General features: G+C 43.5%; 15 protein-coding genes. 9 read left to right on the top strand and 6 right to left on the bottom strand.

Going from position 1 to position 13,725, the window contains the following annotated elements:
* Positions 1-9: 9 nt before the first annotated feature.
* From CPIN_RS14365 to CPIN_RS14345, 5 genes are all read left to right on the top strand, one after another.
* Positions 10-1,380 (top strand): RagB/SusD family nutrient uptake outer membrane protein, encoded by a 1,371-nt coding sequence (locus CPIN_RS14365; RefSeq protein WP_012790535.1) that lies wholly within the window; start codon positions 10-12, stop codon positions 1,378-1,380.
* Positions 1,381-1,391: 11 nt separating this feature from the next.
* The gene (locus CPIN_RS14360; protein WP_012790534.1) at positions 1,392-2,330 is read left to right on the top strand and encodes a discoidin domain-containing protein; all 939 of its coding nucleotides are present in this window, start codon (positions 1,392-1,394) and stop codon (positions 2,328-2,330) included.
* A 22-nt stretch (positions 2,331-2,352) separates the two neighbouring features.
* On the top strand, positions 2,353-3,480 hold the full coding sequence (locus tag CPIN_RS14355) for a TlpA disulfide reductase family protein (protein WP_012790533.1): 1,128 nt from the start codon (positions 2,353-2,355) through the stop codon (positions 3,478-3,480).
* An 11-nt stretch (positions 3,481-3,491) separates the two neighbouring features.
* Positions 3,492-4,622 carry a TlpA disulfide reductase family protein gene (locus CPIN_RS14350; RefSeq protein ID WP_012790532.1) on the top strand — a complete coding sequence of 377 codons (1,131 nt, stop codon included), beginning with the start codon at positions 3,492-3,494 and terminating at the stop codon, positions 4,620-4,622.
* A 177-nt stretch (positions 4,623-4,799) separates the two neighbouring features.
* The gene (locus CPIN_RS14345) at positions 4,800-5,945 is read left to right on the top strand and encodes a hypothetical protein (protein ID WP_012790531.1); all 1,146 of its coding nucleotides are present in this window, start codon (positions 4,800-4,802) and stop codon (positions 5,943-5,945) included.
* A 10-nt stretch (positions 5,946-5,955) separates the two neighbouring features.
* Here CPIN_RS14345 and CPIN_RS14340 read toward each other — a convergent pair whose 3' ends face one another.
* The 3 genes from CPIN_RS14340 to CPIN_RS14330 form a co-directional block, all read right to left on the bottom strand.
* Entirely contained in the window at positions 5,956-6,489 is a 534-nt protein-coding gene (locus tag CPIN_RS14340) for a hypothetical protein (RefSeq protein WP_012790530.1), read from the bottom strand.
* Between the two features lie 264 nt (positions 6,490-6,753).
* Positions 6,754-7,494, bottom strand: a complete 741-nt coding sequence (locus CPIN_RS14335; protein WP_012790529.1) for a hypothetical protein — start codon at positions 7,492-7,494, stop codon at positions 6,754-6,756.
* An 83-nt stretch (positions 7,495-7,577) separates the two neighbouring features.
* On the bottom strand, positions 7,578-8,480 hold the full coding sequence (locus CPIN_RS14330; RefSeq protein ID WP_044218684.1) for a ketopantoate reductase family protein: 903 nt from the start codon (positions 8,478-8,480) through the stop codon (positions 7,578-7,580).
* A 104-nt stretch (positions 8,481-8,584) separates the two neighbouring features.
* On the opposite strand from CPIN_RS14330, the gene CPIN_RS14325 reads away from it, so the two are divergent.
* Both CPIN_RS14325 and CPIN_RS14320 read left to right on the top strand, forming a co-directional pair.
* A complete protein-coding gene (locus tag CPIN_RS14325; protein WP_012790527.1) occupies positions 8,585-8,977 on the top strand; it encodes a winged helix-turn-helix transcriptional regulator in 393 nt (130 codons plus the stop codon).
* A gap of 77 nt (positions 8,978-9,054) precedes the next feature.
* Entirely contained in the window at positions 9,055-9,408 is a 354-nt protein-coding gene (locus CPIN_RS14320) for a winged helix-turn-helix transcriptional regulator (protein WP_012790526.1), read from the top strand.
* A 3-nt stretch (positions 9,409-9,411) separates the two neighbouring features.
* On the opposite strand, the gene CPIN_RS14315 is transcribed toward CPIN_RS14320, so the two are convergent.
* Positions 9,412-9,771: a MerR family transcriptional regulator gene (locus tag CPIN_RS14315; protein WP_012790525.1), complete on the bottom strand. Its 360-nt coding sequence runs from the start codon at positions 9,769-9,771 to the stop codon at positions 9,412-9,414.
* Positions 9,772-9,871: 100 nt separating this feature from the next.
* Between CPIN_RS14315 and CPIN_RS14310 the strand changes: the two genes are divergently transcribed.
* Positions 9,872-10,747 (top strand): alpha/beta fold hydrolase, encoded by an 876-nt coding sequence (locus CPIN_RS14310; RefSeq protein ID WP_012790524.1) that lies wholly within the window; start codon positions 9,872-9,874, stop codon positions 10,745-10,747.
* Between the two features lie 33 nt (positions 10,748-10,780).
* Complete coding sequence (locus CPIN_RS14305; protein ID WP_012790523.1) at positions 10,781-11,296, top strand: YkgJ family cysteine cluster protein; 516 nt, start codon at positions 10,781-10,783, stop codon at positions 11,294-11,296.
* 160 nt (positions 11,297-11,456) lie between these two features.
* Here the strand turns inward: CPIN_RS14305 and CPIN_RS14300 are convergent, their stop codons facing one another.
* Both CPIN_RS14300 and CPIN_RS14295 read right to left on the bottom strand, forming a co-directional pair.
* Entirely contained in the window at positions 11,457-11,993 is a 537-nt protein-coding gene (locus tag CPIN_RS14300; protein WP_012790522.1) for an LOG family protein, read from the bottom strand.
* 19 nt (positions 11,994-12,012) lie between these two features.
* Positions 12,013-13,476: a family 43 glycosylhydrolase gene (locus CPIN_RS14295; protein WP_012790521.1), complete on the bottom strand. Its 1,464-nt coding sequence runs from the start codon at positions 13,474-13,476 to the stop codon at positions 12,013-12,015.
* Positions 13,477-13,725 lie beyond the last annotated feature (249 nt).

Genomic DNA, 13,725 nt, shown 5'->3' with positions numbered 1-13,725 from the left:
AGAAAACTAATGCACCGTTATAGTTATACCTTACTTTTTCTCATACTGGGTTGTTCGGTATTCACCGGCTGTGACAAGTACCTGGATATTCAACCGAAAGGCAAAACCCTTTTATCTACAGTGAACGATTATGACCAGTGGTTGAACGCTCCATCACTTGCCAATAGTTTCGGGGCTCCTTTCGGGTACACCAACTTCATGACTGATAATGTCGATTTCGTAAACGCAGCGACACCCCCAACTACGCCACAGGAACTCCTGTATACCTGGTCACTACAGTTTACATCAGACGTTGTTAGTGCGCCGGTTTTGTGGGGTGAGCATTATGCACACATTAACCACTACAATACTGTTGTTTTAGGCATTGATATGGCGACCAACGGAACAGGAAGCCAAAGGAGAGCATTGAGAGCGGAAGCACTGCTTGGCAGATCGCTGGAATACTTTTACCTGGTAAATGAATATGGAAATCCTTATGACTCAATGACGGCTGGTAAAGATCTTGCAGTTCCGTTTGTAACATCCAATGATGTCACACAAACAGTACCAGGGAGAAGTACGGTTGACGAAATCTACAAACATATCATTGATGATACCAACGAAGCCCTTGCTGATTTGCCGGTAAATAACAGCATGAACCGACTGCGTGGTTCCCGTGCAGCAGCATACAGTTTATTGGCCAGGATCTACTTCTATGCACGTAACTATACTGAGGCCAGCAAGAATGCAGAACTTGCGCTGAATAATACGCAGGCAACAATGATCAACCTGAATGGGCCGCTTCCTACGTCGGACCAGGTAGGCGTCCGTCCTGACGTTATATATGGCAGATTTGTTCTTGGCAACTTCCCCGCAGCTTTAGATTTTATGCGCTCTTTTGCCGGCAACGACCTGCGGGTGACCCGGATGTACTACAGTCTGGACAATTATCAATATACAACCCGGGGAGCAACTTCATTTATTCCCCTGCAGGTTACGCCATCTCTACAATATGTTAATACTGGTACGTCGATACAGGAGATGAAACTCATTATTGCTGAAAACGCTGCCCGAAATGGAGAGCTGTCAGTTGCCTTGCAGCAACTGGATGACATACGTAAAAACAGATTTGCCGCATCGAGCTATGTGCCTTTTCAATCTTCCGATAAAGACGAAGTACTGGAGGAAGTCCTGCTGGAAAGGAACCATGAATTGGCATTTTCAGGATTGCGCTGGTTCGACATGCGAAGACTGGATAAAGAAAACAGGATGGGAACAGTGACCAGGTACGATGCCAACGGGAATGTCATTGCCACACTACCTCCGCATAGCAGCCGATATACGCTGCAAATACCAACTCAGGTTTTAAGTTTTAATCCGGGAATGCCACAAAACCCATAATATTTACATTTATGTCTAAATCTTATATCATCATATTATGCTGGCTGACAATGCTATTAGCTGCCTGCTCTAAAGAAAAAGGCATTGAAGCATTACCAGATAACAGCGTTGCTTTCGATTTAAAGGCAGGAGAAGATACCGTGGTGATGCCGCTGTCTATTCAGGCTGACTCTATTATCACCGTCAATTTCAAGGCGATTTTATCAGGCTCCCCCTCTTCTACTGATCATTGGGTGAATTTTGCAGTGGACACATCCAAGATGAGTGCGTACCGCCTGAAATACGGAGCCGCATTAGCGCTTCCATCTAATTCTTATCTTTTTTATAAATCACAGACCCGTTTAACAGCCGGTTCATCCACTTCTGAGCCAACGCAGTTAAATATAGTCATGCAAACCAAGCTGACCGAATACACTACTTATGTACTGCCCATTGTGATTCAGTCAGTAGACGGAAAACTGGAAGGACCCGCCAAAACGGAAGTATTGTATTACGTATTTAAGACAGGCGCCCCCCTGGTTATCAGCAAGACAGGTTGGACAATCGCCGGAGTGTCCTCGATTTTCGGCTCTTTTGTAGCCCCGAATGTGATAGATGACAACAAAACAGGCACTTACTGGACCAGTAACATTACGCAATCTATGCCACAATGGATAAGTATTAATTTTAACAGGGATATTACTTTTTCCACTGTGAGTTATTCGGTCCCAACCTTACTGAACTACCCTGCTCAGGGTGGCTATCCAACTTCTATGCAGATTGAAACCAGCATGGATGGGAACACATGGGTGGACAAAGGAACATTTGCCGGTGACATTAATAATAATACGCAGGCGATCAACATAGGAACAACCAAAGCCAGATATCTACGTTTTACATCATTAGCGTCCGTTAAATATGCAGGCGTTTATTCCGCCATATTCATCAGTGATATATCCCTGGTACCTTAAAGGAAAAATAAATCAATAACAAATGAAAACAATCAGATTAATATTAGGAACGATGTGCCTGCTTCCATTGGGACTCAAAGCACAAAACAGTTTCTCTGTTCAGGGAAAAATAGCTCCGAAAGACGTGCCGTCAATGGTTTTCCTGAATTATTACGAGGAAGGCAAATCAGTTAAAGATTCGGTAATGCTGCAAAAAGGACAATTCAGTTTCAAAGGCAAGGTGAGTAGTCCGTCAGAAGCCATGATCTACCTGAAAGAACAAGATGCAAAACAAACTACCGGAGGTGACGAAATCACATTCTACCTGGAAAATTCGAAGATCACAATCACCTCGCCGGATTCACTCTGGAAAGCAACTGTCAAAGGTTCAAAAACCAATGACGACCAAGCATCACTTCGTCTGCTGCAAAGACCCTATCGGAAAGTGGCAGACTCCATTATGCGTGTTTACAACAGCTGGACACCTGAACAGCGAAAAGATACGGCGCTGACAAAAACACTTGCACCTCCTATGCGTGCATCCCAGGCCGGCTATGACAGTGTGAACCGCGCATTCATCAGCAGTCACCTGAACTCCTTTATTGCATTACGTGTATTCAAGGAAATGGAACTGGGTTATGATTTCAACCCGGATACTGCGGAAGCAAGATTTGCACGTTTCCCGGCTAAGCTGAGAGAATCTTATTCAGGAAAGAAACTGGCATCCATGATTGAAATAGGTAAAAAGACCAATACAGGTGTGGTCGCTATGGATTTTATTCAAAACGATACGACAGGAAAACCTGTTAAGTTATCAGACTTCCGCGGACGATATGTACTGGTGGATTTCTGGGCGTCCTGGTGTAAACCATGCCGTGCAGAGAATCCGAATCTGCTGAAAGCCTATAACAAGTTCAAAGACAAGAATTTTACGATTCTGGGCGTATCGCTGGATGATGAAGATGGCAGAAAAGCCTGGCTGCACGCCGTGGCAAAGGATGGTATGCCATGGACACAGGTCTCAGATCTGCAAGGCTTTAAAAGCAAAGCCGCAATTGACTATGGGGTAAATGCTATTCCGGCAAACTTCCTGATTGCACCGGATGGAAAGATTGTTGCCAGGAATCTTCGTGGCGATGATCTCGAAAAGAAATTGGCCCAGATATTATAAACACACTAATAATGTTAAACGTGAAACCATTTAGCTTACTCATATTTTCAATCGCTATCTGCTGTTTACCACTAACCGTGCTTGCACAGAAAGGGTATACCATCACCGGTAAAGTCGGACAGTTAAAAGTTCCGGCAAAGGCAATGCTGCTCACCGTTCAGAACGGTGCTTTCAGAAACCAGGATTCAGCGATCATTAAAAATGGCGTTTTCCAGTTCAAAGGCAAAGTGGAAGAACCCAAACAGGCGATCGTATCAATCATCCGCGATGGCGCAAAAGGTGCAGAAGCATCTAACGACTATATTTCGTTCTTTCTTGAAAATTCAAAAATCACTTTAAAGGGAACAGATTCTATCAGGAACGCGCAGATCGAAGGTTCAATAGCTGACAAACAAAACCGAGACCTCGAAGCATCTATACAACCATACACCCGACTCATTATAAGGTTAAACGATGAATTCCGCGGCAAACCTAAGGATGACGCATGGAAGAAAGCATCAGACAGTGTCACAAACGCTATCGCCCAGATCAAACTGCTCAATGCCAGGTTCGCCGAATCACATCCTAATTCCTTTATGGGCCTTTATGTGTATCATTACAATGTTCTTGGCAGTAAATTCAACCCGGCAGAGGTAGAGCCGATATTTCAGAAATTTTCCCCTGCATTACAGTCTTCTCCGCTTGGTATACGCACACTGGAAAAATTAACAGCAAGCAAAAAAGGACAGGCAGGCGTAAAAGTGACTGATTTCACACAAAACGACCTGAACGGCACACCATTTACGTTGTCATCACTCAGAGGCAAATATGTACTGGTTGACTTCTGGGCTAGTTGGTGCGGTCCTTGTCGCGCGGAAAGCCCTAATCTGGTGAAGGCCTACGAACAGCTTAAAAACAAAAACTTTGAAGTTGTCGGGGTATCTCTGGACGAAAACAAGGGCGCCTGGGAAGCTGCTGTCAAGAAAGACGGCCTGCCCTGGATCCAGGTTTGTGATATGAAAGGATGGAAAAACGATGTAGCTGTACTTTACGGTGTAAACTCAGTGCCACAAAACTTTCTGATCGACCCTAATGGCGTGATCATTGCGCGTGACCTGCGCGGCGAAGGGCTAACGGAAAAGCTATCCACGCTGATCAAATAAACATCAGGACGATCAACAAAGGTATTTATTCAATAACCAGCCAACCAAGGGGCGCCTTCCTATGAGGAGACGCCCCTATCCTTTTCCTCCACATATACCCCATAGCCGTCTGAAAAAACGTGTATCTTCGTGCAAGAATATATCTTACACAATAAGCCTCAACAACCGCTTTAGACTATGGAACCGGAGTTTCCTATTTCCACCTATATTACACTACAGAAAGAACTCAATACAGAACGGGCTTCGCTTGAAAAAGAAAAAGCAGACTGGAATTTAGTCAGAGCAACCCTTAGTGAAGCGGAAGCCGAAGAGCTGGACAACCGGTTCTGCACAGACATTGAATATCTTATCAGGACGATATACAACCCAACTGCCCCTCCTTTACTGGAATACCGCAATTCACTCAGGGCACTTGTAAAACAAGGAGCTTCCGCCAGGTTAATGAGTACACATGAACTGGACGGCTATAACCTCGCGATGTTCATTAAAGACATCTACCGGATCAATGGAGAGGAAGAACTGGACCTGGCAGCAGATATTGTCAGAACAACCATTATCGCTGATGCAGACATGGAACATCAAAAAGCATATGTAGGCAATGGCGGTATTACCTCCATTGAACAGGTATGCGCATATCTTGCCATTGGGGTAAACTGGGAGTTTGCCAAACTCACGATTGAACAATACGGCTTCTGCTATCGTATATTTCCCTGGCTCGCGCAAAGGCAAGATCCGTTGATTTCCGAACACGGAGAATACAACGAGCCCTATCATCTTTTCAGACGTATGCTCCGCTCATCTCCTGATGTAGAAGATCTCCAGGAGAAAACATTACTGCGGATAATGAGCCTTGGATGGACACCATTTTCAATCACTGATGAATGGTTAAGCGCCCGTGCTTTTGCCCAGGTAGCACTCGCTAATTACAGATTACTGACCATGCTGATACCATATGAGCGGGAAGAACTACAGCCATATCTGGACATTGCACGGGAAAGAATAAATCCGGTTATCGTCAAATACCTGTTGAATGCTTTCACCAGTGATAAGAAGATCAGAAAGCATGTCAGAACCTTCTTCTCCCATCGGCCTCACTGGCTGTTAAAAAAGATCCTCTCAGAGACGCCGGAGACGATCTTTGACCTGGTAAGAAGAAATGAGCAGGACCTGCTGATACCCTTCCTGAAACATTACAAACAGGATATCATTGCGTTGCGGAATAAAGACGATCAAACCTTATTACAATATGCTGTAAAATGCAGAAGTACTGTAGAGAATACCATACAGCTTTTACGGCAGACAGGCATTGCAGAACAGCGTTAAATACACCCTCTTATTTTCCGGTCATTTTTTTCAGCGCTTCCTGCATCATTTTGCCTGCCTCGGCGACTAACTCTTTATTAATTTTAGCCGTTTTCTTCGTATTCTTCAGTAATGCCTTACCTGGTTTCAATATCAGATGTGCCAGCACATCCTTACCTCCCCAGAAATAATCATACACGAACGCCTCACCCTCGTCTCCAGCCTCCATATATAATGCGGCGCTTTTCAATACAGCCAGCATAGGTAGTAACTCGTAGTAATTCTCCCCAAACATTCCGCTGGCAAAGTAGTATACGCCCTCTTCGTGTTTTTCCAGGCTGAGTGTTTCGTCTGTATCTATAAAAGATTCAAACACTTCGCCATTTGTATCTTCTGATTCCATCGGAATTTCTTTAAGCGGAGATTTGGAGTACATCTCACGGCTATCCCACCACGATGTCCAGTCTGCATCTACTTCGGGAGTTGTAAGTTCCGCTTCAAAAAAGCGTTCGAGGTTTTCTTTTTTAATCTTGAGTTTAACGAATAAAGATCTTAGTTCTGACATAAAATCCAATGTTAATTTGAGCTGTAAATACAACGACTATGGTTTTGGGAGCCGCTGCGAATGAAGTCAACGATGAAATATAGGTTATATACGGCCTCTAATATATAAAAAAACATTCAAGTCTTTAATTCTTTTTCACTACTTCGCTATTCCGCAATAAATCATTCCGGGTAAATGCCTATTGCAAAAAGAATATTGGTTCAACAAGCTGATATATAAGCGTACCCGGGGACTCCTTCTTTGAATTATTTGAACAACTACATTTTACCGCCTTTTTATAGCTATGTTTTCTTCTACTACACGTAGTAAACTGTCATCTATACATTCAGTAAACGTATTAGAATATACCTGAGATGTATCATAACTCCTCCCCAGGGCCAGCCGGCAGGATACCCGATGCGCTCCGGTAAAATGACTGATCTTGGATACAATTAACTCTCCCGGCATCAGATAAATGTGAGGTTGTCCTGTACCACAAAACCAGCCTTCACCTAGTTTCTCTGTCACTTTTACCCATTGTCCCCGGCTATTCAGCATTTCGCGATGTACTGTTGAAACACTAAAACTTATTCCCATTGAAACAGCCGTATCTGAAATATTACGTATAAGCACCACGGATGCATGATAGTAACGGTTAGAGTCACAATAACGGTCAATAACCCGATCCTCATTCAGGTACTCTACCGGTTGGCATACAGCCGACAGCGTATCTACCTGAATAGCTACATTAGCGCCTGATAACTTATAAACACAGTACGGTGGATGTTCTCTGAATCTCTTCTCCCGGCGCAACCAATAACGTTTGCCGGTACGGATAGTATCTGTCGTAGGGCCAATGTAAAATATAGGATATGAATCATCTTCCAGAGACTTTAAATATTCATTAGCAGTGAAGACAGTGTCTTCCAGGATAAACGTCCCTGTGTTAAAATAACTGACAGGTATAGGTTTACGAAAACATGAGGACAACAGTAATAGTAGTGAAATAATAATCCCCGTTCGCATAGTGTTTTTAATATAGATGCGAGACAGGGATTATTCCATATTGTTGTCCTTCCAACAGGACCTGTATTATACCTGATATGTAATTACAGATAGCTGGCTACTGATTCCAGTCTGGGTACAGCAATGCCCTTGCTTTTTGCTTCTGCTAATACATCCCGGCAAAAAGACTTCACTTCTTCCGGATTGGAATGATTCAGCAATGAATGTCTAAAAGCAGGATTTAACTTCATCACTGTTCTCATTAATAAACTTACCAGCGATGGTGGTAGTTTGAAAAGCGCTGCTTCCCCCTGTACCTTTATACCCCGCTGTTGTAATACAGGAAACAATTCCCGCACATTCAGTACCACCTGCTGACCATGCTCCTTTGAGGATAACAACAGTCCTAAAGAACCTGCACGCAGCGCTTGTGAAAGTAAACCGGCATTCACCAGGAAGTGAATGGATAACCATGTTTTAAAATCCTTGTGTTCCAGGATCTTAAATCCGCTTGATTTAAACAGCTGGCGAACGGCAATTTCCCGTGCTGTAGGTGCTGTACCAAAGGTGCCAAAGTGAACACGACCAAACAATGCCCCTTTCAACACCCCCCGCTGATCAACACCACCTGCTGCCATAGGGAAGCCCCAGGCCAGCTGGTCTTTGGGTAATGCGGCTGCTTCCGTCATGGGATCGTTCCAGAAGTTATTGAAAATGAGTATTGTTGCATTGCCTGCTTTACCTGATAAGAATGCAGCTACATTCTTAAATTGATAGTGTTGTACACTTACAACGATCAGGTCATAATCATGATCCGGTGGTAAATCCTCCCGCATGGTCACCCGCCAGGTGGTCTGAATATGTTTTCCCCTGTCATAGATATCCAAAGGAATCGCCGCTGCTTTCTTCCCTGGTCTTACATAAAATTCAACGGTATGTCCTGCTTTTTCCAGGACATAAGCATATTGCGCGGAGATAACCCCACGACCAAACATCAAAATTTTCATTGGCTTATTGTAGTATGGTCGCTAAATTAGAACTAATATTAGGTTGTGAAAAGAGGGAACGCCTCCGTCCCCTAAGCACTTTGTAGTTAGAAATGAGCCTGACAATGGATGACGACAAAAAAAAATTTGAAAGATTTACAGCCCTGCAGGAAAAAATATCCGCAGGGCCAGATGCCTATAAGCATAGTATACTCTACGACTGCTGCTCGATATTCGCCAATAAATGGAACCTGTTAGTCGTGGTATCACTCATGCAGGATACCAAACGGAACAGCGAATTGTTACAGCAGATCAATGGTATCTCCCATAAAATGCTGAATGAATCACTCAAAAAACTGATCAGTTTAAAGCTGGTAGAACGAAAGGTATATCCTGAAGTACCGCCCAGGGTGGAATATTCACTGACCGAATTTGGCCGGAGTCTGTCTGGTCCGCTTTTAGCTTTTCTCGACTGGCATGAAGAGTGGAAGGATAAATTTGAAACACTCTATCAATGAACTCTCAAATAGCATGTTTTCATTTACTTTAGTAACTTTGTAACAAATAGTAACCTGGAAATAGTAAATTAGCCTTTATGGAGTGCAGGAATGCTCAAGGAGAAGAACACAAAAGAGAAATGATGGCGGTGCAGGATTCAATGGATGTACTGAACGGGAAATGGAAAATTCCTATCATTTCATCCATCTGTTATTATAAACAAAGACGATTCTCCGACGTTTTGAATGATGTAGACGGTATATCAAACAAAATGCTGAGTAAGGAATTAAAGGAACTGGAGGTTAATAAACTGATCAGGCGGATCGTTCTGGATACGCAACCTGTAACGGTGCTGTATGAACTTACGGAACATGGTAAAACCTTGCAGACAATTATTAATAACCTGACAGAATGGGGAATTAAGCATAGGAAGGAAATTGTGGGCAGGTAAATACTAACGCTTCTCTATATTGTCCTTACAAACAGCTATCTGCTTTTTCATTTCATTCAACTCCTGTATCTTCTCATCAATCTGCACCAACTTCTTATTCAACACTTCAAGCTGCGCTTTTTTACTGATCTTTTTCAGGTACCATGCATCAACCACTTCTTTAATCTCACCCAACGTAAATCCTACGGCTTTCGCCATTTGTATAAACCGCAGTTTGTCGATAACATCATCGCCATAATACACATACTTGTTGGTTTTTACTTCAGGCTTCGTCTCCCCGTTAATAAGACCTGATTTCTCGTAAAAGCGGATGGTACCAATCGGGATACCTGTTTCCTTTGACAGCTGGTTAATTAATCTCATTAAAAAAAATATATGAACTATGAAGTATACTGTATAGTTTTCAGTACCAAAAGTATTATTTAAGTTTGATCCGACAATTGATTTAATAAAAGATAATCGGATGTATTCGGATCAGGAATTGCTTCAGAACCTTCCAGGTTTTGAGAATAAATATGCAGTGGTGAATGGTGTCAGCTTGCATTATGTACAGGGTGGTAAAGGAGAACCTTTGATTTTAATTCCCGGATGGCCGGAAACATGGTGGGCTTATCATAAAGTAATGCCCTTGCTCGCTTTGCATTATAATGTGATAGTAGTGGACCTGAGAGGGATGGGCGGCTCAGATAAACCGTCAGCAGGTTATGACAAAAAGAATATGAGCAAGGATATATATGACCTGATACAGTTATTGCATTATGAGAAGGTGCATATCTGTGGTCATGATATTGGCGCCCATGTAGCCTTTAGTTTCGCGGCCAACTATCCGGAAGCTACCGGTAAGTTAATGATGCTGGATACACCGCATCCTGATGATTCGATGTATCAGTTGCCTATGCTACCTATACCGGGTTTGAATTATACATACCCCTGGTGGCTGGCATTCAATCAGGTAAAAGAACTGCCGGAAGCGCTGTTGGCAGACAGGATGCATCTTGTCATTGACTGGATTTTCAACACCATGCTACAGCATCCGCATCACCTTACGGATTTTGACAGGGCGGTTTATAGCCAGGCGTATGACAGTCCGGAGGCGATCCGGTCTTCCAATGCATGGTATCAGGCATTTACCCAGGATATACAGGACATGAAAACTTATCATACAATCAGCAGCCCTGTTATGGGGATCGCCTGCAGCAACATCTATCAGATGCTAAAATCCTTCCTTACCAAAGCTACTGCTGAGGTCCGGCTGGAAGAAATCGAGGACAGCGGTCACTTTTTATTAGCGGAACAGCCACAGGCAATAGCCCGGCTGATCATAGGTTTTTTGAAGTGAGACCGGGATATATCCTATCTTTACAGCTTGAAAATGAATGCAAATCTCGCCGAAATTGCGGCCATCGCACAGCAAAAGGAAGCTGAAAATCAGTCGTTTAAAGCGTATTTAAAATCTCAGCCAGCTGATGATATAGATCAACTTGTGCAGGAACTCGATGCACTTGTTACACCTCAGGTCGATTGTACGGCCTGTGGTAACTGCTGCCGTTCTCTCATGATTAATGTGGAACCTGATGAAGTCACCCGGCTGGCGGCACACCTCAGCCGGACGGAAGCGGATGTAATAGACAGTTATATAGAAACGGGGGTTAATAACAGCATGATGGTGATTAACCGGATCCCTTGTCATTTCCTCGAAAATAGCATGTGTACGATCTATGAGCACCGGTTTGCAGGTTGCCGGGAGTTCCCCGGACTGCACCTGCCACAATTCACCAACAGGCTATTTTCCATGATGATGCATTATGGCACCTGCCCGATTATTTTCAATGTACTGGAGGAAATGAAGGTAAGACTGGACTTTAGCGCTGATATGCCCGTTACTTGAAAAGAAGCAGTAAAAAACACATGAGAAATCTGGTTTCCCGTTACAGTATTCAAAAAGAACCTACAACAACTGATCTGATCTTAATACCCTCTTAATAAAGCATATAAATATCTTCTGCTAATTGTACAGCAGGCTGCTGCACAATTAGCAGAAGATGGTATTAACTGAAGATCATCTCAGGTGTATCGACTATGATAAATGCATCTGATACATCTGAATATAGAAATCCATTTTGCTGCAGCTTTTGCATTTGTTGAATAAACAGATCAAAAAAGCCATTAGAGTTAATGATAAAGATCTTCTTATTGTGAAGACTCAGGCTGTTCCAGGCCATTACCTCTATCATTTCATCAAATGTGCCAATACCACCCGGTAAAATAATCACGGCTTCGGATAAACTGTACATCAGCTTTTTTCTTGCATGCATATCCTCTACCACATGCAACTGCGTTAACCTGTCGTGCCGGAACTCTCTTTGAATTAACAAATCCGGCATCACTCCCACAACCTGTCCTGCATGATCCAATACCTCATTAGCGACTACTCCCATCAAACCACTGTTCCCTCCGCCATAAACAAGCGTCACTTCATGTTTAGCTAACAACTTTCCAAGGACGGAGGCATGTTGAGCAAAAATAGGATCAACACCGAGTTTAGAACCACAGAATACTGCGGCTGATTTAAATTGTAAAAACATAGTCAAAAGTAGCAAATTATTATGGTGTCTCCAGTTTCCACAACTGTGCATCAGCGCCATTCCAGGTCCATGACCTTACATCTGCGCCCGGCGTAGGATCACCATCCGCCAAGTCCATCACATTATTACTTCCTTTTGCCATAATCCGATAATATCCGTTACCGGCTGTTTCAATCCGCCACAACTGGCAATCATTTGACAACACATCCCATACCTGAATATTCGCCCCTCTGTCAAGTCCACAGGCATTCAGGTCTAAAGCTTTGTGATTGGGCAACGCTGAGATGATCTTATAATAACCATTGTTCTGATAGGTAAATGTCCATTTCTGACCATCACAATTGGTTCTTGTCCAGGTTCTTACGTCCGCATTCCCAGTGGCGCATCCCGGAATATCAAGATACAGACCGGCTCCTGCGGTCGTATTGACCCTGGATCTGATAACGTATTGTCCATCAGGAACAGGATTAGGCGTATAACAGATACCATCGTATCCGACTACACCGGAGTTGGTAATATTTACCGGCAGTATATTTCCTGCACCATCAAAAAATAGTCTGTCAATAGCCACCTGTCTTTCGTCCACATTGGTACTTGTCCGCCGATGATAGACAAAATAATATTCATCACTACAACCAGCCTTGCGGATCACTGCATTATGACCCGGGCCTTTAACAGGGCCCAGTGGAGATGTAATACGCCCTTTATAAGTCCATGGTCCCATAGGACCGCTGGAAGTGGCATATTCCACATGGTAGTCGTCATTCCTGTAATCGTTAATGGAATACATGAAGTAATAAATACCATTTCGTTTCAACATATAAGGCGCTTCGAAATAATTAGATGGTTTATCATGACTGCGGGTACCAGTCAGTGATATCATATCAGTATTCAGACGTTGCATATTCAATGTCGTATTACCCCAATAAAGATACGCCTGTCCATCTGTGTCAATAAAGGCCATCGGATCAATAGGATCCGTTCCGTCTCCGGTAGCCAGTGCACTACCCCGGTCAATAAAAGGCCCTGTCGGACTCGTACTCACTGCAACCCCTATTTTCTTGGCTGCCGTAAAGTACATATAGAAATTGCCATTACGTGCTACCACGGACGGCGCCCATCCCCCCGTATGCGCCCAGCTGACGTTGTTTAAATCCAATACGACGCCCTCATCATTCCAGCTTAGCAGGTCAGTGGACGAATAAGCGTGAAATTGGCTGTTATTAGGCCCGATAGCGGTGGTATAGACGTAATACTTGCCATTGGCATAAATGATATCCGGATCGGCTGTAGGAACCGGTAAAACAGGATTTCCGCTCATAAGATCAAGTGCGGCTAAAACTACAGGACTGGCATTGGGATCCGCAACGGCAAGCGCAGACGGACGATGCAGATTGTTATCATGTGAACAGGCACCGATACACATACTAAGTACAAATGCATAAAGCAATAATCTGGTGGAATTTTGCTCAGTTTTTCTCATGGGTTTTCAATTTACTAGTAATAAAAAGAACCTGCGTCGGGTATAAACGCAGTAGTCTGGTAGCAATGGAGATAGGCGGGTTTACGGAGAAATATCGGCTATCTCTAAATTTAACGAAAATGTCCGGTATTTTTGCCCTGGATGGCCAGGCAAAAGCAGGAATTTCAGGATATACAATAGTCTGACTATAGTTACTCTCCGTTAGCGCTGCCTTTTGAAGGCAGCACTAACGGAGAGTAACTATAGTCA

It is taken from the genome of Chitinophaga pinensis DSM 2588, from assembly GCF_000024005.1.
Taxonomy (GTDB): Bacteria; Bacteroidota; Bacteroidia; order Chitinophagales; family Chitinophagaceae; genus Chitinophaga; species Chitinophaga pinensis.
Note: the sequence above shows the minus strand (reverse complement) of the source record. Positions and strands in the feature narration are given on the sequence as shown.

Excerpts from the sequence above, each read along its gene's own strand:
- CPIN_RS14365 (WP_012790535.1), top strand. The coding sequence starts at position 10 with ATGCACCGTTATAGTTATACCTTACTTTTTCTCATACTGGGTTGTTCG.
- CPIN_RS14360 (WP_012790534.1), top strand. The coding sequence starts at position 1,392 with ATGTCTAAATCTTATATCATCATATTATGCTGGCTGACAATGCTATTA.
- CPIN_RS14355 (WP_012790533.1), top strand. The coding sequence starts at position 2,353 with ATGAAAACAATCAGATTAATATTAGGAACGATGTGCCTGCTTCCATTG.
- CPIN_RS14350 (WP_012790532.1), top strand. The coding sequence starts at position 3,492 with ATGTTAAACGTGAAACCATTTAGCTTACTCATATTTTCAATCGCTATC.
- CPIN_RS14345 (WP_012790531.1), top strand. The coding sequence starts at position 4,800 with ATGGAACCGGAGTTTCCTATTTCCACCTATATTACACTACAGAAAGAA.
- CPIN_RS14340 (WP_012790530.1), bottom strand. The coding sequence starts at position 6,489 with ATGTCAGAACTAAGATCTTTATTCGTTAAACTCAAGATTAAAAAAGAA.
- CPIN_RS14335 (WP_012790529.1), bottom strand. The coding sequence starts at position 7,494 with ATGCGAACGGGGATTATTATTTCACTACTATTACTGTTGTCCTCATGT.
- CPIN_RS14330 (WP_044218684.1), bottom strand. The coding sequence starts at position 8,480 with ATGAAAATTTTGATGTTTGGTCGTGGGGTTATCTCCGCGCAATATGCT.
- CPIN_RS14325 (WP_012790527.1), top strand. The coding sequence starts at position 8,585 with ATGGATGACGACAAAAAAAAATTTGAAAGATTTACAGCCCTGCAGGAA.
- CPIN_RS14320 (WP_012790526.1), top strand. The coding sequence starts at position 9,055 with ATGGAGTGCAGGAATGCTCAAGGAGAAGAACACAAAAGAGAAATGATG.
- CPIN_RS14315 (WP_012790525.1), bottom strand. The coding sequence starts at position 9,771 with ATGAGATTAATTAACCAGCTGTCAAAGGAAACAGGTATCCCGATTGGT.
- CPIN_RS14310 (WP_012790524.1), top strand. The coding sequence starts at position 9,872 with ATGTATTCGGATCAGGAATTGCTTCAGAACCTTCCAGGTTTTGAGAAT.
- CPIN_RS14305 (WP_012790523.1), top strand. The coding sequence starts at position 10,781 with ATGAATGCAAATCTCGCCGAAATTGCGGCCATCGCACAGCAAAAGGAA.
- CPIN_RS14300 (WP_012790522.1), bottom strand. The coding sequence starts at position 11,993 with ATGTTTTTACAATTTAAATCAGCCGCAGTATTCTGTGGTTCTAAACTC.
- CPIN_RS14295 (WP_012790521.1), bottom strand. The coding sequence starts at position 13,476 with ATGAGAAAAACTGAGCAAAATTCCACCAGATTATTGCTTTATGCATTT.